The organism is Pseudooceanicola nanhaiensis (assembly GCF_020171315.1).
Taxonomy (GTDB): domain Bacteria; phylum Pseudomonadota; class Alphaproteobacteria; order Rhodobacterales; family Rhodobacteraceae; genus Pseudooceanicola; species Pseudooceanicola nanhaiensis_A.
This window is the reverse complement of sequence record NZ_JAIUZP010000004.1, coordinates 92,631-116,939: the sequence shown is the minus strand read 5'-3', so window position 1 is coordinate 116,939 and position 24,309 is coordinate 92,631. Positions and strand designations below refer to the sequence as shown.

Sequence of the window (24,309 nt, the reverse complement as noted above, 5' to 3'; positions counted from 1 at the left end):
ATGACCGCGCCCGAAGACCAGTCCACGTCCCAGCCCACGCCCCGGGACAGCCTTGCCGCCCGCCGCCGCCGGTCGCGGGCGCGCGCCGGGCTGGCCGTGGGCGCTCTGGTGATCTGCGTGGCGCTCGTCATGGGGATGGCGCTCTTCGTCCTGCGCGAGGTCGAGGCCTTCAGCCGGGCCAATTCCGACAACCTCCAATGGAGCCTGTCCCAGACCGACGTGGAATTCCTGCGCTTCAACATCGCGGTGGAACATGCCCAGATGGACCCCACGGCGCTGGACCGGGTCCGCCGCAGCTTCGATATCTTCTACAGCCGCGTCGCCTCGCTGGAGCAGGGCGATGTCTACCGCACCCTGCGCGCGGACCCGGCCTATGTCTCGCCCCGGCAGCAGATCGCGACCTTCCTCCAGGACACCGTGCCGCTGATCGACGGGCCCGACGCCGCGCTGCGGGAGGCTTTGCCTGCGCTTGCGGAACGCACCACGGCGCTCGCCGGCGAGGTGCGCGCCCTGTCGCTGGCGGGGCTCGCGGCCTTTGCAGAGCTGTCGGATATGCGCCGCGAAGGGGTCATGCGCACGCTGGTCGCCCTCGCGGCCGTGCTGGGCTGTCTCTTCGCGGGCCTCGTGCTGATCGCATGGGTGCTCTGGCGCCTGTCCCGGATTGCCGAGTACCGTGCACTGGAGGTGAGCCGTGCGGGCGAACGCACCCGCACCATCGTCGAAACCTCGCCCGAGGCCATCGTGGTGAGTGATGTTGCGGGCAATATCCGCGAGTTCAACCCGCGCGCGCAGGCGATGTTCGGCTATTCCCGGGCCGAGGCCCGGCACCGCAACGCGATCAACCTGATTTTCCCCGGCGAGGAGGCCGCGCGCCTGCGCACCGGGCTGCTGGCCTTCCTCGAAACCGGCGGTGTGCCCGGCGAGGCGGCCAGAGACTTCGAGGCGACCGCCACCGACGCGGCGGGCCGCCAGTTCACGGCGGAGCTCTCCATCGCGCGGGCCGAGGCCGGGCCGCTCTACATCATCTACGTCCGCGACATCTCGCGCCGGAAACAGGCGGAGGAGGGGCTGACCGATGCCCGCGACCGCGCCCTTGCGGGGGAACGCGCCAAGGCGGAATTCCTCGCCGTGATGAGCCACGAGATGCGCACGCCGCTCAACGGGATGCTGGGCACGATGCAGCTGCTGCGCGATCACAGCCTGGACGAACGGCAGATCGATCTGCTCGACCGGATGGACAGCTCCGGCCACCTGCTGCTGGGGCTGGTGAACGACGTGCTGGAGCTTTCGAAGTTCGAGGCCGGCAAGATGACCGCCGAGCGCAAGCCCTTCGACGTGGCCCGGCTGCTCGACGGGGTGATCGAGACGGCGGCCCCGCTGGCCTCTGCCGCGGGCAACAGCCTTGCATGGTCCTGGGCGGGGCCCGCCCGCGCGGTGGCCACGGGCGATGCCCGGCGGCTGCGGCAGGTGCTCCTGAACCTCGTGGGCAACGCGGTGAAATTCACCCGGGCGGGCTCTGTCGATGTGGAGGTCGAGGCGCTGAAGGGCGGCACGCTGCTGGAATTCCGCGTCATCGACAGCGGCATCGGCATCGCACCCGAGAACATCGAACGCATCTTCCACGACTTCGAGACGCTGGACAGCTCCTATGCGCGGCAGGCCGGGGGCACGGGCCTCGGCCTTGGCATCGCGCGGCGGCTGGCCAAGCTCATGGGGGGTGAGATCGGGGTGGAAAGCGAACCGGGTGAAGGCTCGCTCTTCTGGCTGCGCATTCCCGTGGGGGCAGAGGCGGCCCTGCCGGAGGCGGAAGCGCCCCGGGCCGCGGCACCCGCGCTGCGCCCGCTGGACCTGCTGCTGGTGGAAGACAACGAGATCAACCGCTTCGTCGCACGCCAGATGCTGGAGGCCGAGGGGCACGCGGTGACCGAGGCGGTAAACGGGCGCGCGGGCGTCGAATGGGCCGACAGCCGGGCCTTCGACGCGATCCTCATGGATATTTCCATGCCGGTGATGGACGGGCCCGAGGCCGCACGGCGCATCCGTGCCGGGGGCGGGGCCTCGGCCGGTCGGCCGATCATCGCGGTGACGGCCCATGCGCTGTCGGAGGAGATCGCCTCCTTCCGGGCGGCGGGCATCGACCATTGCATCGCCAAGCCCATCGACCGGACCGAGCTGTTTCGGACGCTTGCGGCGGCGGTGAACGCGGACAAGGGGCAGGTCGCGGCGCAGGACGGGGTGCCGCGGGTGCGGGCGCTTCTGGACCGGGCGCAGATCGACACGCTCTGGCAGGGGCTGCCCGAGGCGCGGCGCGACGAGATGCTGGCCCGCGTGGTGGCCGAGATTGACGCGACCATCGACGCCCTCGTCGTCACGGCGCCCGACGATCCGGCACTGGCCGCCACGGTGCACCAATGCGCGGGCAACTGCGCGGCCTTCGGGCTTGGCGCGCTGCGTGTCGCGCTCGCCGCGATCGAAAGCCGGGCCAAGCAGGGCCAGCCGGTGCAGGTGGAAGCGCTGAAGGCGCTTGGCCCCCTCTGGGCGGACACCCGCGCCGAGCTGGAGCATTGGCGCGCCGCCGCCTGAGGGCCCGGTCATGCGCATAGGGCCCGCCCAGAGCCACGCCGTCCGCGCCCGGATCGCGGGCCTCCGCCGCTTCCCGCTTGCACCTTGCGCGGCTTCCCCGTAAGCCCGGACCTTTCCACAAAAGGGGGCGCAGCATGGACCGTCTGGCAATCGATTTTGGCACCTCCAACTCGGCCGTGGCGCTACCCTATGACGGCGGCATCTACCGCATCCCGATCGAGCGTGGTGGCGACACGCTGCCCACCGCCGTCTTCTTCCCCGCAAGCGGCGGGATGCGCATCGGCACCGCCGCCGCGGAGGCGCTGATCGCGGGCGAGGAGGGGCGCTACATGCGCGCGCTGAAAAGCGTGCTCGGCCTGCCGCTCTTGCATGAAAAGCGCCTGATCGGCGGGCAGCGCCGCACGCTGGCCGAGGTGATCACCGCCTTCCTCGCCGAACTGCGCACCCGGTCCGAGGCGGCCACGGGGCTGACCTTCCGCCGCGCGCTTTCCGGCCGTCCGGTGCATTTCCACTCCAACGATCCCCAGAAGGACGCGCAGGCAGAGGCCGACCTGAGGGCCTGCTACCTCGCCGCCGGGTTCGAGGAGGTCGATTTCCTGCCCGAGCCCGAGGCTGCCGTGCTGGCCAGCCACGGCCTCGCGGGCGGTGCGCGCCTCGGCCTGATCGTCGACATCGGCGGCGGGACCTCGGACTTCACCTTCTTCCGCACCTCCGCCGACCAGCCCGAGATCATCGCCAGCCACGGTATCCGCCTCGGCGGCACGGATTTCGACCAGTCGGTCTCGCTCGCTCATGCCATGCCGCTGCTCGGCCTCGGCTCGGAGCTGCGGCGCGAGATGGGCAGCGGGCTGCTGCCGGTGCCCCGTGCGCCCTATGTCGACCTTGCCACATGGGCCAAGATCCCCTTCGTCTACACGCCCGAGACCCGGCGTCTGGCCAAGGACATGCTGCGCCTCGCGGTAGAACCCGAGAAGATCGAACGCTTCCGCGACGTGGTGGAGGAGGAACTGGGCCACGGCCTCGCCTTCGCGGTGGAGAAGGGCAAGATCGCGGCCAACGGGCCCGGGGGCACGGGCGAGATCCGCATGGGCGAGATCGAGAAGGGCCTTGCCGCGCCGGTGACGGTGGCGGGGCTCGACGCGGCCATGGCGCCCCATGGCGCCGCCCTGAGCGAGGCGATGGTCGAGACACTGGCCCGGGCGGGCGTGGCGGCGGAGGAGGTGCAGGACATCATCCTCGTCGGCGGCTCCAGCCTCATGGGCTTCGTTGCGCGCGAGGCCCGCGCCCTGATGCCGGGGGCCGAGGTGCGCAGCGCCGAGGCCTTCACGGCGGTCGTGGACGGTCTGGCCCTCGCGGTCGGGCGGGGCTGAGGGGCGGGGGGAGCCGCCCATGGCGGTCATGGCGCGTCCGATAGGGCGGCCTCCAACGGAATAGACTGCCCCGAGCAGCTCGGTCCTGTGTGGCCCGTTCCGATACGGCCAGCCATAGGGCGCCCGTCCTGAACGCGCCCGTCCCGAGGCCCGCTTCCGAAGCGGCTGATGCCGTATCCCCCTGACGCAAAACGAAACTGGCGACGGGAAACCCGCCGCCAGCCTCTGCTCGCCTCTGTTTTCTCTTCCGCTCAGGGCAGCATTGCCACGGCACCGATCACCCCCAGCACGCGGCCGATCTCGGTCACGTTGGTGATGCCGCTGTCGTAGCAGGCGATGCTGTCGCCCGGCAGCAGGTAGGGGTCGTAGTCGTCCCGGTCGGCGCGGGCGCGCATCTGCTCGATGGGCCGTTCGATCACCACCGAGACATCCGTCACCGGGTTGCGCGAGAAGAGCGCGGCGGAGCGGGCGGCACTGGAAACCCGCGCCCCGCCGACGCAGTTCGCATCCACCACCGCCTGCATGTAGCGCGTGCCGTAGGGCACCTCGCGCACGGTCTGGCCGATGGCAGAGATCGCGTTGCCGGTGGCGGGCTGGGTCAGGTTCGACAGGAAGAGCGAGACGCCCGGCGGGCTGATCGGGCCTGGCACCACGAGGTCATCCTGGAAGCAGCCGCGGGAGGGGACGTGGATCTCGTCCCCGGTGATCAGCATGATGTCCTCGAACATCTCGCCCCGGATCGCGCCGCGCAGGTCGAGCGTGTAGTTCCGCCCCGCGCGGCTCAGCTTCACCGCCGAGAGATCCGCATCGGGCCGGATGCCACCCGCGTTGCGCAGCGCGACCGAGAGGTTGCGCTGTTCCGTCGAGGCCCCGAAAGCGGCCTGCCGACGGCTGTCCACCTGATCGCCCGAGACGCCGCCGATGTCGATCGGATGGGGCTCGAACACCGCGCCCGAGACCGCGACGCGGGCGGGCGCAAAGTCGAGGATCAGGAGCGAGGTCACAGGCTCCGCCCCGTAATGGCCGCCCGCGACGAGGGCGCGGCGGATGTCGCTGGCGACCGCCTCGGGGCGGCGGCCGGCGGCGGCGATGGGGGGCAGGAACGGCAGCTTCAGCGTGCCATCGCGCGAGACGACGTAATCGCCCGAGAAGGTCTCGTCCTGCGGCAGGCGGAAGTCGACGAGATCCCCGCGCGAGAGCAGCTCGCCGCGCAGCGCATAGGCGTCGCCGTCCAGCTTGCCGCCGCCGGTGTAGTCGGCCCCGCCGATGGGCGGGCGGCACTTGGCGGCGTTCATGTCTGGCGCGCGCAGGAAGCTCATGGCGTTCCGGCTGACCTCGAACTCCCGGTACTGGGCCTGGTAGCCGTCGCCCTGTGCGACGGGTTCGATGTTGCGCGCCTGGGGTGGTGCGGCGCAGGCGGCCAGGGCGCCGAGCGCGATCAGGGCGAGACCCTTTGCGGGGGCCTTTCCGATGGTCTTGCGGGGCATGGCTGCCTCCTCTGATGGGTGTGAATTCCTGACCTCAGGGATAGCGCGCCGCACCTCCACAGGTCCAACGCGCGGGGGGATTGCCGGGCCTATCCAAGGGGATAGGGCGCTGACCTTTGGGGCGCCTCACCTCGCCGCCCGCGCGGAGGCGGCACGGCGGCCGCGCTGCTAGACCTGTCTCAGCGCCCATTCCCCAACCCCCACACGGTGGGCGCCGCAAAGGAGCTGACTGCCATGACCACAGAGAGCCGCACGGGACATTTCGCCCGTCACCTTCTCGCCTACTGCCTGTCCGAAGTGGCAGCCAAGGCGTCGCGGCTGCTGGTGGTCGTGGCAGTCGCCCGAACGCTGGACGCCGGCGCCATCGGGATCGCCGCCGCCGCCATGGCCGCCGCCGATATCCTCAAGGCCCTGACCGAGACCGGGGTGAACCAGCGTATCATCGCCGCCCCGCAGGGAGAGCTGGAGGCCACCTGCCGCACCGCGCAGCGGATCTTCGACGGCTGGTGCCTCGGGCTCTTCGGGCTTCAGATGATCCTCGGCGCCGCGCTCTGGCTGGCCGGGGGCGAGGCGCTGCTCTTTGCCCTGATCGCGATCCTCGCGGGGGAATACCTCTTCATGCCGCGCGGGCTGGTGCAATGCGCCCTTGCCATGCGGGCGGGCAAGATGCGCCAGACCGCCGCGATTGCCGCCGGTCAGGTGGTGGGGGCGAATATCGCCACTGCCGTGCTGGTGCTGGTGCTGCCCGGGCCGCTGGCGCTGGTGCTGCCGCGCCTGCTGGCCGCGCCGATCTGGCTGATCGCCATGCGCCGCCTGCACCCCTGGCGCCCGGACCGGACCGTTTCTCCCGCGCCGCTCGCGCCCTTCGCCCGCTACGGCTGGGCCGTGCTGGGGGTCGAACTGGTCAAGGCGCTGCGGCTGCAGGCGGACAAGCTGGTCGTCGGCCTTCTGCTGGGGCCCGAGATGCTGGGGCTCTACTTCATGGCCTTCAACGCGGGGCTCGGCCTTGCCAATTCCTTCTCGCAGGCGCTCTCCGTCGCGCTTTTCCCGTCGCTCTGCGCCGCGGAAGACCGCGGGCTGGAGCTGCGCCGCGCCCTGATGCTCTCGGTCGGGATCATCGCCCCGGTGGTCGTGCTGCAGGCCTTCGCCGCGCCGCTCTACGTGCCGGTGCTCTTCGGGGCGCAATGGGCCGGGCTGGCCAAGGTCGTCTCGATTCTCTGCCTTGCGGCGATCCCGGGCGTGATCTGGTCCGCCGTGGCGCAATACCTGCGCGCCGAGGGCCGCCCGCAGCGCGAATTCACCGTCACGCTGGCGATGACCGCCGCGCTGATCGCCAACACCGTCCTCATGGCGCCGCACGGGTTGACCGCGCTCGCCTGGGGCTACCTCGCCGTCGCCGTCGTCACACAGGCCGCAAGTGCGCTGCCCGTGCTGCTGGCGACGCTGCAGTCCCCGCTGATCCGGAGAGCCTGACATGCCGTATTTCTCGATCCTGATCCCCTGCCTGAATGCCGCCGCCACGCTGGGTGAGACGCTCGACAGCCTGCTGGCCCAGACCGATGCCGACTGGGAGGCGCTGATCGTCGATGACGGCTCCTCCGATGGCAGCTGGTCGCTGGCAATCGCCTATGCCCGCCGCGACCGGCGTATCCGGGTGATGCGCAATCCGGGGCAGGGGCCCAGCACCGCCCGCAACCTCGCCATGTCGCTGGCCGAGGGCGAGGTGGTGGCCTTCTGCGATGCCGATGACCTCTGGGACCGGGCCAAGCTGGCCTGCATGCGCGCGGTCTTTGCCGACCGTCACGTGGATGCCGCCTACGCGCAGATCGCCTTCTTCGACGCGCGCGGCTCGCGCACGCTGTCGACGGTGCCCAAGGGTGCGCTGACCGTGCCGCAGCTCATGGGGGAAAACCCGGTTTGCACCATGTCCAACCTCTGCGTCCGCACCCGCGTGCTGACCGCCACGGGCGGCTTCGACCCGGCCATGGTCCACAACGAGGACCTCGAGTGGCTGATCCGCCTTGCGGGCCTCGGTCACCGGGTGATCGGGCTCGACCGGCTGCTGGTGCATTACCGGACCTCGCCCACCGGCCTCTCCGCCGATCTGGAGAAGATGCGGCTGGGGCGCGAGGCAGCCCTGGCCACGGCGGCGCAGCTTGGCTTCCGCCCCGATGCGCGGGCCGAGGCGATCCACCTGCGCTACCTCGCCCGCCGGGCGCTGCGTACCGACGCCCCCGCGCGTGAGGCGCTGCGGCTGGCGCTGCGCGGTGCCTGCCTCAGCCCGCCGGGGTTCTTTTCCGACCTCAAGCGCGGCGGGCTGACCTTCGCCTGTGCCGCCGCCGCCCCCCTGATGCCCCGGACCCTGCGCCGGGCGCTCTTTTCCCACTGACCCCGGCCCACCGAGAGGAGGCTTTCCGATGTCCAAACGCACCCCAAAGGCGACCATCGTGGTCCCCGCCTACAACGTCGCCGAAACCATCGGTGAGACGCTCCAGAGCCTGCTGGCGCAGACCTTCACGGAGTTCGAGATCGTGGTGGTCGACGACGGTTCCCACGACCGGACGCTGGCCGTGGTCCGCGCCATGGGCGATCCCCGTATCCGGGTGATCCAGCAGCCCAACCGGGGCCTTGCCGGGGCGCGCAACACCGGGATCAATGCCGCGCGCGGGTCCTATATCGGCTTCTGCGACAGCGATGACCTCTGGCGCTCGACCAAGCTGGCGGCCCATGTGGCGCATCTGGAGGCCAATCCGCAGGTCGGCCTCAGCTACTCCGGCTCCGAACTGATCGACGCCGCCAGCCGCCCCATGGGCCTTGCGCAGCGCCCGCGCCTGCGCGGCGTGACGGCGGCCCATGTGTTCCAGCGCAACCCGGTCGGCAACGGCTCTGCTGCCGTAATGCGGCGCGCGGCGCTCGATGCCATCGCCTTCCGCCCGTCCTACGAGGAGAGCCGTGACTGGTGGTTCGACGAACGCTTCCGCCAGTCCGAGGATATCGAGTGCTGGATGCGCCTGATGCTGACCACCGACTGGGAGGTGGAGGGCGTGCCGGGCCTGCTGACCCGCTACCGGGTGGTGTCGGGCGGGCTCTCCGCCGGGATCGCGCGGCAGTACCAGACGTGGGAAGCCGTGGTGGCCAAGCTGTCGCGCCTCGCGCCGGGTTTCGTGGCTGCCCATGCCCCCGCCGCGCGGGCCTTCCAGCACCGCTACCTCGCCCGGCGGGCGATCAGCTCCGGCGACGGGGCCGAGGCGCTGCGCCGCACCCGGGCCGCATGGGCCGCCGACCCGCGCGCCCTGCTGCGCGAGCCGGTGAAGACCGCCACCACCACGCTGGCCGCCGGGGTGCTTGCTGCCCTCGGCCCCGCCGCCATCGCCCGTCTGGCCCGCGCCACGGGCCGCCGCGCCACCTGATCTGCCCCTTGGAGGACATGCCATGATCCGTATTGCCCATCTCGTCGATGACACCACCGCAGGCGGCGTGACCCGCTACCTCGATTTCCTCCGGCAGGACCCGCAGATGGCCCGCATCGCCGACCATCAGGTCTGTGTCGTGCCGCGCCATGCGCCTGCGCGCGCCGGGATCGACGCCGACATGATCGTCTCGCATCTGGCGATCACGTGGCGCGGGCTGCCGGGGCTGATGGCGCTGCGGGCGCGTCACTCCGGCCTGCCGCTGGTCCATGTGGAGCACAGCTATTCCGAGGGCTTCACCGCCGCCAATGTCACCTATCGCACCCGCTTCCACCACCTGCTGCGCTGCGCCTATGCGCTCTTCGACCGGGTCGTGGCGGTGAGCGCGGCGCAGGCCGGGTGGCTGGAGTGGCGCGGGCTGGTGCGGGCGCAGGCGCTCGACGTGATCCCGCCCTGTGTCGAGCTTGCCCCCTGTGCCGCGCTGGAGGCCCCGCTGGGCCCGGTGCGGGTGCTGGGCGCCGTGGGACGGTTCGAGACCCAGAAGGGCTTCGACGTGCTGATCCGCGCCTTCCGGTCGCTGCCCGATCCCTTCCTGCGGCTGGCGCTCTTCGGCGAGGGCGCGGCGCGGGCGGAGCTGGAGGCGCTTGCCGCGGGTGATCCGCGCATCCTCTTCCCCGGTTTCACCGCGCGCCCCGAGGAGGCCTATGCCGCCTGCGACGCCATCGCCATGCCCTCGCGGTGGGAGCCCTATGGCCTCGTCGCGCTGGAGGCCAATGCCGCCGGGCGTCCCGTGCTGATGTCCCGCGTGGACGGGCTGAAGGAGCAGGCGGCACGCGGCAATATCCCCGTGACGGAGCTGAGCGAGGAGGCCTGGACCGAAGCAATCGCCCGGCTGACGGAGGCAGAGCGCCCCGAGATCGACCGCAACCTTGCCACGGCGCAGCCCACCCGTGACGGCTGGGCGCGGCTGGTGGAGGAGCTGATGAGCGCGGGCGAGCGGCTGGCGCAGACCGCCTGAGGGCGGGCAGGTCCTAGCGTCATGTTCGGGCGCGACGTCCGTCGGGGCCGGGACATGGCCCGGCCGACCCCGAGACAGGGGCGGGCGTTTTAGGGGACGGATGCGGTGCTGCGCAGGCCCCGCATCGGGACAGGGCGGCGGTGGACAGGCGCGGCGCAGCGCTCCGCGCCCCCCCCCTCAGAGATCGAAGATCCGCCCCCGGTTCAGGATGCCGTTCGGGTCCAGCGCGCGCTTCAGCCGCCGCATCACCGCGATCTCGCCCGGGCTGCGGGCGAGGGGGAGCCACGGCTTCTTGTCCACGCCGATCCCGTGTTCGGCCGAGATCGCGCCGCCATGATCCGCCACCACGTGATAGAGCCGGTCCAGCGCCGCCTCCTTCCGCGTGGTGGTGAAAACGTAGTGCAGGTTGCCGTCGCCGATGTGGCCGAACATGTAGAAGTCCGCCCCCGGATCGACCTCCCGCACCGCCTTTTGGCTGGCCACGGCAAAGTCGGCCATCCGCGTCAGCGGGACCGAGATGTCGCCGCTCGCGGTCTTGTCGAGGTGGCGCACGAACTCCGCCCCGCCGTCGCGGATCTCCCACAGCGTCTCGTATTCCTTGAGCGATTGCGAGACGACGGCATCCAGCGCCAGCCCGTCCTCGATCCCCTCCATCAGCGTGTCGAGGAAACCCTCCGCCGCGCCGCCGGGCGTTGGGGACTGGCTCTCGGCCAGCAGGTAGAAGGGTGCCTCGGTCGCCAGTGGCGGGGTGCGGCCCTGATGGCGGCAGATGCCGAAATAGGCGCCGGGCCACATCACCTCGCAGGCGGTCAGCCGGGGGCCGAGGGCGGCGCGCAGCCGTTGCAGAAGGCTCAGCGCCGCCTCCAGCGAGGGCACGGCGAGGAGGGCGTTCATCGCATCCGCCGGGGCCGGGTGCAGGCGCAGCAGGGCCTTGGTCACCACGCCCATGGTGCCCTCGCTGCCGATGAAGAGCTGGTTCAGGTCGCAGCCGCTGTTGTCCTTCTCCAGCCCGCGCAGGCCCGACAGGATCGTGCCATCGGCCAGCACCGCCTCCAGCCCGGCCACCTGTGCCCGGAACATGCCGTAGCGCAGCACCCGGATGCCGCCCGCGTTGGTGGCGATATTGCCGCCGATGGTGGCGGTGCCGCGCGCGCCGATGTCCACGCCGAAGGTGAACCCGGCCGCGCTTGCGGCCTCCTGCACGGCTTGAAGGGGGGCACCGGCCTCGGCCAGCAGGGTGGCGCCTTCGGTCGAGACGGGGCCGACGGCGGTCATGCGCTCCAGCGAGAGGACGGCTTCGCCCTCGACGATCCGATGCGCCCCCGACAGGCCGGTGCGCCCGCCATGGACCACCACGCGCTGTCCGGCCGCATCGCAGAGCCGCAGCGCGTCCGACACCTCCTGCGTCGTGGCAGGCCGCAGCACGAAGCGGGGCCGGGCCGAGAAGCGATCGCGCCGGTCCTCCTGATAGCGCGGGTCGATCCTGTCTCCGGTCAGCAGGGCCTGCGGCGGCAGCACCGCGCCCAGCCTTTCGATCAGGGCCTCCTCGACCCCGCTCAGTACCTCTGTCATCCGCTCCTCCCCAGGACCTGTGATGGGCAACGGGACGACGGTCGCAGAATTAACCTATTTGTCAAACCTTTTAATCTTTTGCGCGCGGTGCTAGCCTCCGAGTCGCTTGAGAGGGGGACCGCCATGGCGCTCGGCAGTGGGCTACAGACAGGATTGCAGACGGGCTTGCAGACCGGAGAGATCGTCCGGGACGGGCTGTCGCGGCAGGTGGCAGACCAGTTGCGCGCGGCGATCCTCGACGGTCAGCTCAAGGTCGATGACCGGCTGCCGAACGAGGAGGATCTTGCCAAGCATTTCGGCGTGTCCCGGCCCACGATCCGCGAGGCGCTCAAGATCCTCGCCGCCCAGAACCTGATCCGCTCGCGCCGGGGCCCCGCCGGGGGCACCTTCGTCTCGCGCCCCGATCCGCAGGGGCTGGGGGAGGCGATTGCCGATGCGGCCACGCTGCTGGTGGGCACCGGCGATATCGACGTGGAGGAGATGCTGACCGCCCGGGCCGAGACCGAGGCCGTCTGCTGCCGCCTTGCCGCCACCGCCCGGACCGAGGCGGACCTCGCCGCGCTGCGGGCCGAGGTTGCCCTGCAACGGGACGAGAGCCTGCGCGACGAGGACTTCTGCGCCTCCGACGTGCGGTTCCACCGGGCGCTGGTGCAGGCGACGCACAACCAGCCGCTCAAGCTGATGATGTACGCGGTGATCGAAAGCTTCATCCCCGTGACCAACATGCTGATCTACCGCGAGCACGAGCGTCGGCGGTCCGTCGACCTGCACGAGCAGATCACCGAGGCGATCGCGGCGGGCGAGGGCGCCCGCGCCGCAGAACTGATGGGCCGTCACCTCGAGGGGATGCGCGGCCTGCTGAATGCCACGCTCGACCGGCGCGCCGCCGGGCGTACCGGCTGACACACCACCAAGAGATCTATTCCGGGAGGAGAACGGAAATGAGCGAAACCTTTCGCGCCATGATGATCACCGATGTCGAGGGCAAGCCCAAGGCGGGCTTTTCCGACATCACGCTGGCCGATCTGCCCGAGCACGAGGTGCTGGTCGAGATCGCCTATTCCACCGTCAACTACAAGGACGGGCTCGCGGTCAGCGGCAAGGGCCGCATCGCGCGCCGCCGCCCCATGGTGGCGGGGATCGACCTTGCCGGGACCGTGGTGGAAAGCGCCTCTCCGGCGTGGAAGGCGGGCGACAAGGTCGTGGTGAACGGCTGGGGCCTGTCCGAGACGGAATGGGGCGGCTACAGCCGTTACCAGCGGCTCAAGCCCGAATGGCTGACCCGTCTGCCCGAGGCCTTCAGCATGGAACAGGCTATGGCGATCGGCACCGCGGGCTATACCGCCGCGCTCTGCGTCGATGCGCTGGAGCACTGGGGCGCGATCCAGCCCGGCGGCGGCGAGGTGCTGGTGACCGGGGCGGCCGGCGGCGTCGGCTCCACCGCGATCAGCCTGCTCTCGGCCAAGGGCTATACCGTCACGGCGGCCACCGGGCGGCCCGAGACCCATGATTACCTCGCAGGCCTTGGTGCCAGCGGCTTTGTCGCCCGCGCCGAGTTGGCCGAACCGGGCGGGGTGCTGCAGAAGGAACGCTGGGCGGGGGCGGTGGATTCCGTCGGCTCCACCACGCTGGCGAACGTGCTGGCGCAGACCTGCTATGGCGGGGCCGTGGCGGCCTGTGGCCTCGCAGGCGGCATGGACCTGCCGGGGTCGGTCGCGCCGCACATCCTGCGCGGCGTGGCGCTTTTGGGGATCGACAGCGTGATGGCCCCGCAGGCCAAGCGGGACCGGGCCTGGGCGCTGCTGGCAGAGTACCTCGACACTGCCAAGCTGGCCGAGATCGCCCATGTGGAGCCGATGTCGAACCTGCCGCAGCTGGCCGCCGACATCGTCGCGGGCAAGATCCGCGGCCGGGTGGTGGTGGACGTCACCACGTAAGCGCTGCCATACGGGCGGGCGAACTGCCTCATAATTGTACGCAGTACAAGACAAGGCCCGTCCCGCAGGGGGCGGGCCTGCCGCTTTCGCGCGGCCCCTCTTGCGGGGCGCGGGGGGATGGCGAAGAAATCGGGCGGGGGCCCGGGCTGACATATGGCGACCTACACCCCCCGCGCACCACGACCGAAAGGACCCTCCGATGACTTCCGCCGCCCTGCCTTCCGCGCTTCCCCTCACCGCGGTGTCCCCGCTGGACCGGCTGGAGGCCTGTTTCGCCGCCATCGATGCCGACGAGGGCCGGGTGCAGGCCTTCACCGCCATCGCCCGCGACAGCGCCCGCGCCGCCGCCGAGGCCGCCACGCGCCGCTGGCAGGCGGGCACGCCGCTGTCGCCGGTGGACGGGCTGATCGTCGTGCTCAAGGACATCATCGAGACCGCCGACATGCCCACGGATGAGGGCACGCGCTTCTACCACGGCCGCGAGACCGGGCGCGACGCGGCGGCGGTCATGGCGCTGCGGATGGCGGGGGCGGTGATCCTCGGCAAGGTCACGACCACCGAATTCGCCGCCACCGAACCCTTCCACCAGACGGTGAACCCCCATGACGTGACGCGCACGCCCGGCGGTTCCTCCTCCGGGTCGGCCGCGGCGGTGGCCGCGGGCTTTGCCGAGGTGGCGCTTGGCTCGCAGGTGGTGGGCTCGACCCTGCGGCCGGCCAGCTACTGCGGGATCATCGGCTACAAGCCCTCGGTCGGCGGGCTGAACCGGCAGGGCACCTATGACCACTTCAGCCAGAGCTGCATGGGCGTCTTCGGCACCACGCTGGATCAGTGCTGGCTGACGGCGCGGGCGATCTCCTCCCGCGCGGGCGGCGATCCGGGCTATGTCGGCGTGACCGGCCCCGAGGCGCTGCCCGAGGCCGCGCCCAAGGGGCGGCTCGGCGTGCTGAAGCCCGAGGGCTGGGACAAGGTCGGCCCCGAGGCCCGCGCCGCGTTCGAGGCGGCACTGGAGCGCCTGACCGCCGCCGGCTGGGAGGTGGTGCAGGAGGACGCGGCCCTGAGCGCCTTCCGCGACAGCGTCGCGGTGGCCCTGCCGCTGAGCAAGCGCATCAACTCGCGCGAAGGCGCATGGCCCGCCGCGGATCACGCCAGCCGCCACGAGGCAGAGATGAGCCCCACCGTGCTGGAGCGGGTCCAGTTCACCGCGCCCGCCTGCCAGCAGACCTATGCCGCCGACATCGCGCAACGCGCCGCGATCCGGGCCGAGCATGACGTGCTGATGCAGGGCTATGACGCGCTGATCACGCTGGGGGCCACGGGGGCGGCGCCCGTCGGTCTGGGCTGGACCGGCGATCCCTCCATGAACGTGCCTGCCTCGCTGCTTGGCGCCCCGGCGCTGAGCCTGCCGCTGCTGGCGGACGCGGGCCTGCCGCTGGGGCTGCAACTGGTGGGCCGCCGCGATGGTGATGCCGCGCTCTTTGCCGTGGCGGGCGGGGTTCTGGCGGCCTTCTGACGCCTTCGGGCGCGCAGGTGTCGCTGCGCCGCTTTGACCTCGGCCCGGCGCGTGCCTATCTTGAGGCCCTGGACAGGAGGATGCCATGGCCGGTGGATGGGCGCGCGACGGCGCGGTGAGCGAACAGATCGAAGCCTCGATCAGCGACGAGCTGAAGCGGATGCAATCCCGCCGCGGCCCCATGGGCGAGAGCCTGACCCATTGCGCCGAATGCGAGGAGGAGATCCCCGAGAAACGCCGTGTGGCGATCCCGGGGGTGAAGCTCTGCATCGACTGCCAGAACGAGCGCGACGGCCGCATGGTCCAGCGCGGCGGGATCAACCGGCGCGGATCGAAGGACAGCCAGTTGAAGTGACGCGGGCGGGGCCGGGCTTGGGCCCGGCGCGGGGGCTCGGTGCCCGCTCAGGGCACTTCATCCGCAAGGACGGCATGCAGCCTCTCCGGCATGACCCGGAAAATTCGAATTTTCCGGTCCGTTTTCTTCGAAGAAAACGGGCAGGGCCTCACGCGCGCACCAGACGGTGAGCGCCCGCGCGGGGCAGAGGCGGCCGGAGGCCGGCCGCCGCACCCGTCACTCCGCCGCCACGCCCGCGGCCATGGCCTTGGCCCGTTCGCGCAGCACGAACTTCTGGATCTTGCCGGTCGAGGTCTTGGGTAGCTCGTCGAAGACCACCCGCGCGGGGCATTTGAAATGCGCCAGCGACCCGCGGCAATGGGCGATCAGCTCGGCCTCGCTCAGCACGCGCCCCGGGCGCAGCTCCACGAAGGCCGCGGGCCGTTCGCCCCACTTCTCGTCCGGCATCGCCACCACGGCACAGAGTGACACGTCGGGATGCCGGAAAAGCGCCTCCTCCACCTCGATGGAGGAGATGTTCTCACCGCCCGAGATGATGATGTCCTTGGACCGGTCCTTCAGCTGGATGTAGCCGTCCGCATGCATCACGCCGAGGTCGCCGGTGTGGAACCAGCCCCTGGCAAAGGCCTCCTCGGTCGCCTTGGCGTTCTTGAGGTAGCCCTTCATGATCACGTTGCCGCGCAGCATGACCTCGCCCAGCGTCTCGCCGTCGGCGGGGACGGGCTGCATCGTCTCGGGGTCCAGCACGGCGGCTTCGGAGAGCGACAGGTAGCGTACGCCCTGACGGGCCTTGTGGGCGGCCTGGTCGGGCAGGGGCAGGGCATCCCAGTCGCGGTTCCATTCGTTCACCACGGCGGGGCCGTAGGTCTCGGTCAGGCCGTAGAGGTGCAGCACCCGGAAGCCCGCGTCCTTCATGGCGGCCAGCACCGCCTCGGGCGGGGGGGCGGCGGCGGTGATGAAGATCGCCTCCTGCGGGAAGCTGCGCTTGTCGGCGTCATCAGCGTTGAGCAGCGTCGACATGACGATGGGCGCGCCGCAGAGGTGGGTCACGCCATGTTCGGCGATCAGGTCGTAGATCGGCTTGGCCCGCACCCAGCGGAGGCAGACATGGGTGCCCGCCTGCACCGCCACGGTCCAGGAGAAGCTCCAGCCGTTGCAGTGGAAGAGCGGCAGCGTCCAGAGGTAGACCGGATGCTTGCCCATCTCGCCGTGGATCACCTTGTTCAGCGCCATCAGCGCCGCACCCCGGTGGTGCAGAACGACGCCCTTGGGGTTGCCCGTGGTGCCCGAGGTGTAGTTGAGCGAGATCGCCTCCCATTCATCCTCGGGCGGCGGGGCGACATAGGCGGGATCGCCCGAGGCGAGGAACTCGGCATAGTCCCACGTCCCGATGGCCGGGCCCTTGGGATAGGGGGCATCCTCGGGATATTCGGGATCGTCGTAGTCGATGATCAGCGGCGGATTGGCGAGGCCCGCGACCGCCTCGGCGGCAAGGGCCGAAAACTCCCGGTCCACGATTAGCACCTTGGCCTCGGCGTGTTCCAGCTGGAAGGCGATGGCGGGCGCGTCGAGCCGGTAGTTCAGCGAATGCAGCACCGCGCCCTCGGCCATGGCGACGCCGTAATGCGCCTCCACCATGGGCGGCGTGTTGGAGAGCAGGACCGAGACCGTATCGCCGCGCCCGATCCCCTGCTGCACCAGCGCCGAGGCGAGGCGGCGGCAGTTCTCCCAGAGCTGCGCGTAGGAGGTCCGCTGGCCGCCATGGACCACGGCGAGGTGGTCGGGATAGGTCAGAGCCGCCCGCTCAAGATAGGAGATCGGCGTCATCGGCTGATGGTTGGCCGGGCAGGGGGCGAGCCCCTCGTCGTATTTGGTCATCGGTTCCTCCACCGGGCGGGCCCGGCCTCCTCATGGCCCGGGGGCCACATGCCGACCCCCGCACGGGCGGCGGGGGCGTAATCGTCGTTCAGCGCCGGGGCGCGGGGCGGCTCTGCCAGCCGCGCCACCGGCCGCAGGCCCCTCAGGCGCTGCGCTTTTCCTTCTCGGCGGTGGGGTGGCCGTCCTTCTTCCAGCCACCGAAGCCGCCGCGCAGGCTCTGCGCGTCCAGCCCCATCTCCTGCCCGACCCGGGCCGCCAGCAGCGACCGCCAGCCGGAGGCGCAGTAGAAGACATAGGTCTTGCCCTCCGCGAACCACTCCTTGTGGTAGGGGCTTTCCGGGTCGATCCAGAACTCCAGCATACCACGGGGCGCGTGTTTTGCGCCCGGGATCATGCCGTCCCGCTCCAGCTCGCGCGGATCGCGGATGTCGACCAGCACGATGCCCGCGTCCTCCAGCTTGCCTGCCATCTCCTCCGCGGTGACCGAGGTCACCATCGCGTCGGCCTCGTCGAGCATCTGCTTATAGCCTTTTGCCATCGTTCAACGTCCCATGCTGTAGAATTCGGGGTTCGGTTTCATGCTGGTCAGGTTCGCCAGCCGGTTCGACATGCCGAAGAAGGCGGTGATCGCCCCGATGTCCCAGATATCCTCATCCGTGAACCCGTGGCCGTGCAGCGTGGCGATATCCTCGTCCCCCACCTCGTAGGCCCGTTCACAGACCTTCATGGCAAAGTCGATCATGGCCTTCTGGCGGTCGGTGATCGCCGCCTTGCGGTAGTTGATCGCCACCTGGTCGGCGATCAGCGGATCCTTGGCGCGGATGCGCAGGATCGCGCCGTGGGCTACGACGCAATACTGGCACTGGTTCAGGTTCGAGGTGGCGACCACGATCATCTCGCGCTCGGCCTTGGTGAGACCCTCCTTCTTGTCCATCAGCGCATCGTGATAGGCAAAGAAGGCCCGGCATTCGTCGGGGCGGTGTGCCAGCGTCAGGAAGACATTGGGCACGAAGCCGGATTTCTCCTGCACGGCGAGGACTTTCTCGCGGATGTCCTCCGGCAGGTCGGCGATCTCCGGCACCGGGAAGCGGCTGATCGGGGTCTCGGTCATCTTGGTCCTTTCTCAGGTTTCGGCAGCAGCCAGAAGCTCCGCCTGGTAGGTCTCGATCGCGTCACCGGCGGGGCCCTGGTAGGGCGCCACGCGGATCAGGCAGGTATGGGCCGAACAGCCCTGTCCGAACTTGGAAGAGCCGACATCGACGGTCAGCACGTTGGCATTGCCCGCCAGCTCCGGCCCCTGCGCCTGCGGGGTGAACCACGCGCCGGTGGGCAGGACGGCCACGCCCGCGCGCTGATCGGTCGTCAGCGTGGCGGTGGCGAGGCACTCGCCCCGGTCGTTCCAGACCCGCACGGTCTGGCCGTCGCTGATGCCGCGCGCCGCCGCATCCTCGGGGTGCAGGCGCAGCTGTTCGCGGCCATGGCGTTTCTCGGCAAGGCTCGCCGCCCCGGTCTCCAGCTGCGAATGCAGCCGCCCCTTGGGCTGGTGCGAGATCAGGTGCAGCGCCTCGCCGCTGGTGTCATTGCCCAGCCATTCGACCGGCTCGATCCATGCGGCATGGGACCAGCAGTCGTCGTAATCGAGCGCGGCGAGCTTGCGGCTGCCGAGGACGATCTTGCCGCTTTCGGTCGCCAGCGGTGCGGCTTCGGGATCGGCGCGGAATGCCTTGAGGTAGGTGTGATGCCGCTCGACCGGGGCGGGGGTGTGGCCCTCAGCCCAGAAGCTGTCGAAATCGGGCATCTCGAACCCCAGCCGCTCTGCCGCGTCGGCCCGGGTCTGGTCATAGAGGTGGCGGATCCAGCCCATCTCGTCCCGGCCCTCGGTAAAGGCCTCCTCGACCCCCAGCAGGGCGGCAAGGCGCGAGAAGATCTCGTAGTCCGACAGGGCCTCGCCCACGGGCGGGATCGCCTGACCCATGGCCAGCACGTAGTCCGACCGCCGCGCCCCCGCGATGTCGTTGCGCTCCAGCGAGGTGGAGGCCGGCAGCAGGATGTCGGCGCGCCGCGCGGTGGGGGTCATCATCGGCTCCTGCACGATGATCGTCTCGGGCCGGGTCCAGGCCTCGGCCAGGCGGTTGAGGTCCTGGTGATGGTGGAACGGGTTGCCGCCCGCCCAGTAGACGAGGCGGGTGTCGGGGTAGGTGCGGGTCTCGCCTTCGTAGGTGAATTCCGCCCCCGGGTTCAGCAGCAGGTCGGTGATCCGCGCCACGGGGATGAAGCTGTCGATCACGTCGCGGCCCTTGCTCATCGCGGGCGACTTGCCACGCGCGATGGGAGAGCCGACACCGCCGAGAGAGCCGTAGCCATAGCCCACGCCGCCGCCGGGCAGGCCCAGCTGGCCGATGACGCAGGCAAGCGCGAGGGCGGCCCAGAACGGCTGTTCGCCGTGGTGCGCCCGTTGCAGCGCCCAGCTGACGGTGATCATCGAACGGGAGGTCAGCATCGCCTCAACTTGCGCGCGGATCGCCGGGGCCTTCAGCCCGGTGATGCGTGCGGCCCAGTCGGCATCCTTCACCACGCCGTCGGCGCGGCCGTCGAGATAGGCCAGCAGCTCCTCCGACCCGCTGGTGTAGCGGTCGAGGAAATCGGTATCGGCGCGGCCGGTCTTCACGATCTCGCCGGCCATGCCCAGCATAAGCGCCGCATCGGTGTTCGGGCGGATCGGCCACCACTCGGCCTCCATCCACTCGGGCAGGTCGTCCTTCAGCGGCGAGACGAGGGTCACCTTGACGCCGCGCTCCTGCATCCGGGCGAGGAATGTCTCCAGCTGGTGGGTGCCGATGCCGCCCGCCTCACTCTGCGCGGTGCGGGGCGAAAGCGCGCCGAAGACCAGCAGGGTCTCGGTGTTTTCGGCGATGGAATCCAGCGTGTTGGCCCCGCCGCCGCAGGCCTGATCGTCGCCCAGCGTGTGGCGCAGGATCACCGGCCCTGCGGCGATGGAATAGGTGTCGCGGTGGCCGGTGTAGCCGCCCACGAGGTTCAGCACCCGCTTGAGCAGGGTCGAGGCATGGTGGAAGCGCCCGCAGCTGGTCCAGCCGTAGGAGCCCGCGAAGATCGAGGCATTGCCATGATCCCGAGACACGCGGGTGATTTCATCCGCCACCAGCGACAGGGCGATGTCCCAGCTGACCGGGATCATCTTTTCCGACCCGCGCCCGCGGCGGTTGCTGTCCAGACGCTTCTCCAGCCAGCCCTCGCGCACCATGGGACGCAGCACCCGACGCTCTTCCTTCGCCCATTCCGGCACGGAATGGATGATCGGCGAGGGCGCGGGATCGGCGGCGAAGGGCTCGACCCCGGTGATCTGGTCGCCCTCCACCAGCAGGGTATAGGCGCCCCAGTGGCTGCAATGCGGAATGCGTCGGGTGGTGGTCATATGTCGATCCCTCAGATCATGGCTTCGATCAGGAAGGGGCCGGGGCGGGACAGGGCGGCGGACAGCAGGTCGGCAAAGCCCTCTGCAGTGTCGGCGCGGGCCGCTTCGACCCCCATTCCGTTTGCCATTTGCACCCAGTTGAGCGCGGGGTCATCCAAATCCAACATCTTGCGTGCATTTTCACCGGGGTCCCCGGCACCGACGCCTTTCAATTCACCATGCAGGATGTTGTAGCGCCGGTTGGCAAAGACGATGGTCACCACGTCCAGCCGCTCGCGTGCCTGCGTCCAGAGCGCCTGCACCGTGTACATGCCCGAGCCATCCGCCTGCAGCGAGATCACCTTGCGGTCGGGGCAGGCGACGGCGGCGCCGGTGGCCATCGGCAGGCCAAGGCCGATGGCTCCGCCGGTCAGTTGCAGAAAGTCATGCGGTGCCGCGCCATAGGTGGTGCGGAAGAAGTCCCGCCCGGAAGAGACGCTTTCATCGCAGATGATCGCGTGGTCGGGCATGTGGCGGGCCAGGGCGATGGCGATGACATCGGGGGTCAGCGCGCCGGTGGGCATGTCGGGCGCCCCACGCGCGGCCAACTGTGCCGCGGGCGCATCCGCAAGGCCCACCTCGTCGGCCAGTGCCGCGATGGCGGCGGGCACGTCATGGGCGCCGGTGGCCATGTCGATGACGGTGCAGCCCTCGGGCAGCATGTCGCCGGGCTGGCCGGGATAGGCAAAGAAGCCGACGGGCGACTTGGCCGAGATCAGGATCACCTGTTCCGTCTCGGCAAAGGTCTTGAGCGCCAGTTCGATCTTGTAGGGCACCCGGTCGAGCAGCGGGCGGCCCGCACCCCGTTCCATCCGCCCGTTCGACTGCTGCGCGATCAGCCGCGCGCCGGTCTTGCGGGCGATCCGGTCCAGCACCGCCTGCTGCTCCGCGCGCAGGGCCTTGCCGGAGATGATGATCGTCGTGCTCTTGCCGTTGCGCAGGGCCTGTGCGGCCGCGCGGATCTGCGCGGCCTCGGGGGGCAGCGGCGCGGGCGGGATCAGGGCGGCGGGCACCGCCTGCTGCGCGGCACCCCAGGAGGCATCGGCATGCAGGATCAGCGTGGCGATCCGGCCCGGCGCGGTCATCGCCTCGGCGATGGCCTCCTCGGTGCGGTCCACGACCGTGTCGGGGCTGTCCGCCCGTCCGACCCAGTGCGACATCGGCGCGGCGAGGCTGTCGATGTCCGAGGTCAGCGGCGCGTCGAGGGCAAGGTGATAGGTCGCGTGATCGCCCACCACGTTCACCATCGGCGTGTTCGCGCGCTTGGCGTTGTGGACGTTGGCCAGCCCGTTGGCGAGGCCCGGCCCGAGGTGCAGCAGCGTGGCGGCGGGCTTCTCGGCCATGCGGGCATAGCCGTCGGCGGCGCCGGTCACCACGCCCTCGAAGAGGCCCAGCACGCAGCGCATCCGGGGCTGCCGGTCGAGGGCGGCCACGAAGTGCATCTCGGAGGTACCGGGGTTGGCGAAACAGGTGTCGATCCCGTTGGCCAGCAGGGTTTCGCAAAGCAGGTCGGCGCCGATGGTCATGCGTATTCCTTGTCGTGCAGGGGGGCGGCCTTGGCCGCGAGATCTGAAAGCGCGGCCCAATGGGGCCGGGTGGTGTCGATGAGCTGCCGGAAGGCGGCGTATTTGCCCTGTGCGTAGTCCGCCACGGGGCCGCTGTCCGGCATCAGCCGTTCTTCCGCCGGGCCGATCCAGTGCAGGGCGATGTCCTGCGGACCGGCGCCCAGCAGGTGGGTCGCGGCGATGGCCGCAAGGCCGCGCGGCCCGGCATGGGCGGTGGGCGAGCGCAGCACCGGCACCCCGGTGCAGGTGGCGAGGAAGCGGGCGAACGCTGCATCCCGCGCCAGCCCGCCGCCGAGAGAGAGCGCCCCGCCGGGGGCGCCCATCATCGCGTGCGACGTGCAGGCCACGAAGGCGAGCGCCTCGCGCCCGGCCCAGGCGACCTGTGCGGGCGTGGTGGCGGCGGTCAGGCCGAAGAGCGCGCCGGAGGCCTGCGGATCGGTCCAGGGCGCGCGTTCGCCCCCCGGTTCGAGGAAGGGATGCAGGATCAGCGGGGAATAGGCGGGCTCATGTGGCGTGACGGGATCGCGGAAGACGCCGCCCAGATGGGCCAGCACCGTCGCCCCGTTGAAACAGGGGTGGAAGCAGAGGTAGCCCTCGCCGAGCACGTATTTCTGCACCATCGCCCCGCGCGGTGCCTCGGGCATCGTGTCGGGATCGTCGAGCAGGCAGGCGTGGATCGCGCTGGTCCCGAAGACCGAGGCGCGGGTGACTTCGGGCCGTGTGCCAAGGCCGAGGCCGATCAGCGTGGACTGCACGTCGCCCGGCCCCAGCAGCACCGGCAGCCCGGCGGGCAGGCCGGTCATCGCGGCCGCAGTGGGTGAGAGCGCGGCGCGGGCCTCGCCCACGGGGGCGAAGGCGGGTTGCAGCTCGACCCCGCGGGTCAGGCCGAGGGCCTCCTGCACAAGGCGGGAGGTCTCACCGCTGCGCCAGCTGCCCCAGACGGGCAGGGCGGCGGTGGGCTCTGCCAGCAATGTGCCGGTGAGCGTGTAGAAGAGCCAGTCCTTCAGCCGCAGGGCATGGGTGATGCGGGCAAAGCGTTCGGGCGCATTCTGTTGCAGCCAGAGCAGTTGCAGCGATTGCGCGGCGGCGGTGGGGCGGGCGCCGGTGACAGCCTCGATCGCGTCGAGCGCGGGCGCCATGGCGGCGGCGAGCGCGCGCGCCCGCCCGTCAAGCCATGTGAAGGCAGGACCGACCGGGCGGCCCTCGGCATCCACGGGCCAGAGCCCGTCGCCCTGACCGGTGAGGATCAGCCCCTCGGGCCGGCCCTGCGCCTGCGCAGCCACGTCGCGCAGCACCGCCATGGCGAGGTCGCGGCTTGCCTCCATGTCCTGCTCGACCCGTGCGCCCTCACGGCGCAGCGCGGTGTTCGGCCGTTCGGCCGAGGCCAGCAGATGCCCCGCGAGGTCGAAGGCCGCAGCCTTGACCGCCGTGGTGCCGCTGTCGAGACAGATCAGGAAGCGGGTCATGGATCAGGACGCCTTGCGCAGCCCTTCCAGCGTGCCGGGGCTCTGCTGGCCGTAGGTCTTGAACTTCACCAGCACCTCGGCGATCTGCGCCTCGGAGAGGGCAGGCGGCTCGCCCATCGGCAGCAGGAGCAGCAGCTGCGTCGCCAGTTCCTCCACCGTCACGGCGAGGGAGAGCGCGCGCGCGATCGAGACATGGGCCGCGATGACGCCGTGATGTTCCATCAGGCAGGCGCGGCGGCCCTCCAGCGCCTTGACCACCTGATCCGCCAGCTCCTGCGAGCCGAAGATCTCGTAGGGTGCGCAGCGGATGCTGTCGCCCCCGGCGGCGGCGATGGAATAGTGGATCGCGGGAATGTCGCGGCCCAGGATCGAGACCGAGGTCGCCTTGGTCGAATGGGTGTGCACCACGGCGTTCAGGTCGGGGCGGGCCTGCAGGATGTCGCGGTGGAAGCGCCATTCGCTCGACGGCAGCACATCGCCCTCGAAGGTCGCGTCCCAGGTCATCGCCACCACATGTTCGGGCGTCAGCTGGTCATAGGGGATGCCGGTGGGCGAGATCAGGAAGCCGTCGCCGTGCCGGACCGAGATATTGCCGGACGTGCCCTTGTTGATGCCAAGGCCGTTCATCGCCTGGCAGGCCTTGATCAGCTCCTCGCGGAGTGCGTATTCCTCGTCGGTCATCT

The 24,309-nt window shown here is 70.5% G+C and carries 19 protein-coding genes; 10 read left to right on the top strand and 9 right to left on the bottom strand.

The annotated features are described in order from the left end of the window. Complete coding sequence (locus LCM32_RS05535; RefSeq protein ID WP_224820070.1) at positions 1-2,583, top strand: ATP-binding protein; 2,583 nt, start codon at positions 1-3, stop codon at positions 2,581-2,583. 134 nt (positions 2,584-2,717) lie between these two features. Continuing rightward, positions 2,718-3,953, top strand: a complete 1,236-nt coding sequence (locus LCM32_RS05530) for an Hsp70 family protein (RefSeq protein WP_224820069.1) — start codon at positions 2,718-2,720, stop codon at positions 3,951-3,953. A gap of 251 nt (positions 3,954-4,204) precedes the next feature. Here the strand turns inward: LCM32_RS05530 and LCM32_RS05525 are convergent, their stop codons facing one another. Beyond that, entirely contained in the window at positions 4,205-5,440 is a 1,236-nt protein-coding gene (locus LCM32_RS05525; RefSeq protein WP_224820068.1) for a polysaccharide biosynthesis/export family protein, read from the bottom strand. A gap of 234 nt (positions 5,441-5,674) precedes the next feature. On the opposite strand from LCM32_RS05525, the gene LCM32_RS05520 reads away from it, so the two are divergent. Genes LCM32_RS05520 through LCM32_RS05505 form a run of 4 tightly spaced genes read left to right on the top strand, consistent with a single transcriptional unit; the run spans position 5,675 to position 9,868 of the window. After that, complete coding sequence (locus tag LCM32_RS05520) at positions 5,675-6,913, top strand: oligosaccharide flippase family protein (protein WP_224820067.1); 1,239 nt, start codon at positions 5,675-5,677, stop codon at positions 6,911-6,913. 1 nt (position 6,914) lies between these two features. Continuing rightward, positions 6,915-7,829: a glycosyltransferase family 2 protein gene (locus tag LCM32_RS05515; protein ID WP_224820066.1), complete on the top strand. Its 915-nt coding sequence runs from the start codon at positions 6,915-6,917 to the stop codon at positions 7,827-7,829. A 28-nt stretch (positions 7,830-7,857) separates the two neighbouring features. Further along, on the top strand, positions 7,858-8,850 hold the full coding sequence (locus LCM32_RS05510) for a glycosyltransferase family 2 protein (RefSeq protein WP_224820065.1): 993 nt from the start codon (positions 7,858-7,860) through the stop codon (positions 8,848-8,850). A gap of 22 nt (positions 8,851-8,872) precedes the next feature. Continuing rightward, the gene (locus LCM32_RS05505) at positions 8,873-9,868 is read left to right on the top strand and encodes a glycosyltransferase family 4 protein (protein WP_224820064.1); all 996 of its coding nucleotides are present in this window, start codon (positions 8,873-8,875) and stop codon (positions 9,866-9,868) included. A gap of 177 nt (positions 9,869-10,045) precedes the next feature. Here LCM32_RS05505 and LCM32_RS05500 read toward each other — a convergent pair whose 3' ends face one another. Further along, positions 10,046-11,440, bottom strand: a complete 1,395-nt coding sequence (locus LCM32_RS05500) for an FAD-binding oxidoreductase (protein ID WP_224820063.1) — start codon at positions 11,438-11,440, stop codon at positions 10,046-10,048. A gap of 165 nt (positions 11,441-11,605) precedes the next feature. Between LCM32_RS05500 and LCM32_RS05495 the strand changes: the two genes are divergently transcribed. From LCM32_RS05495 to LCM32_RS05480, 4 genes are all read left to right on the top strand, one after another. After that, entirely contained in the window at positions 11,606-12,343 is a 738-nt protein-coding gene (locus tag LCM32_RS05495) for a FadR/GntR family transcriptional regulator (RefSeq protein ID WP_224820062.1), read from the top strand. 38 nt (positions 12,344-12,381) lie between these two features. Next, entirely contained in the window at positions 12,382-13,377 is a 996-nt protein-coding gene (locus LCM32_RS05490) for an MDR family oxidoreductase (RefSeq protein WP_224820061.1), read from the top strand. A 199-nt stretch (positions 13,378-13,576) separates the two neighbouring features. After that, entirely contained in the window at positions 13,577-14,890 is a 1,314-nt protein-coding gene (locus LCM32_RS05485) for an amidase (protein WP_224820060.1), read from the top strand. An 85-nt stretch (positions 14,891-14,975) separates the two neighbouring features. Beyond that, positions 14,976-15,245 carry a DksA/TraR family C4-type zinc finger protein gene (locus tag LCM32_RS05480; RefSeq protein WP_224820059.1) on the top strand — a complete coding sequence of 90 codons (270 nt, stop codon included), beginning with the start codon at positions 14,976-14,978 and terminating at the stop codon, positions 15,243-15,245. A gap of 216 nt (positions 15,246-15,461) precedes the next feature. Here LCM32_RS05480 and LCM32_RS05475 read toward each other — a convergent pair whose 3' ends face one another. The 7 genes from LCM32_RS05475 to LCM32_RS05445 form a co-directional block, all read right to left on the bottom strand. Continuing rightward, positions 15,462-17,123, bottom strand: a complete 1,662-nt coding sequence (locus LCM32_RS05475) for an acyl-CoA synthetase (protein ID WP_224820058.1) — start codon at positions 17,121-17,123, stop codon at positions 15,462-15,464. A 142-nt stretch (positions 17,124-17,265) separates the two neighbouring features. After that, on the bottom strand, positions 17,266-17,661 hold the full coding sequence (locus tag LCM32_RS05470; protein WP_224820057.1) for a rhodanese-like domain-containing protein: 396 nt from the start codon (positions 17,659-17,661) through the stop codon (positions 17,266-17,268). Positions 17,662-17,664: 3 nt separating this feature from the next. Further along, positions 17,665-18,234 carry a peroxidase-related enzyme gene (locus LCM32_RS05465; protein WP_224820056.1) on the bottom strand — a complete coding sequence of 190 codons (570 nt, stop codon included), beginning with the start codon at positions 18,232-18,234 and terminating at the stop codon, positions 17,665-17,667. A gap of 12 nt (positions 18,235-18,246) precedes the next feature. Next, a complete protein-coding gene (locus LCM32_RS05460; RefSeq protein ID WP_224820055.1) occupies positions 18,247-20,556 on the bottom strand; it encodes a molybdopterin-dependent oxidoreductase in 2,310 nt (769 codons plus the stop codon). Between the two features lie 11 nt (positions 20,557-20,567). After that, positions 20,568-22,121: an acetolactate synthase large subunit gene (locus LCM32_RS05455; protein ID WP_224820054.1), complete on the bottom strand. Its 1,554-nt coding sequence runs from the start codon at positions 22,119-22,121 to the stop codon at positions 20,568-20,570. Beyond that, positions 22,118-23,626, bottom strand: coding sequence for an FGGY family carbohydrate kinase (locus tag LCM32_RS05450; protein WP_224820053.1), 1,509 nt, complete (start codon positions 23,624-23,626; stop codon positions 22,118-22,120). The genes LCM32_RS05455 and LCM32_RS05450 overlap by 4 nt, the downstream gene beginning before the upstream one ends. 3 nt (positions 23,627-23,629) lie before the next feature. Next, positions 23,630-24,307, bottom strand: coding sequence for a class II aldolase/adducin family protein (locus LCM32_RS05445; RefSeq protein WP_224820052.1), 678 nt, complete (start codon positions 24,305-24,307; stop codon positions 23,630-23,632). Between the last annotated feature and the right edge of the window lie 2 nt (positions 24,308-24,309).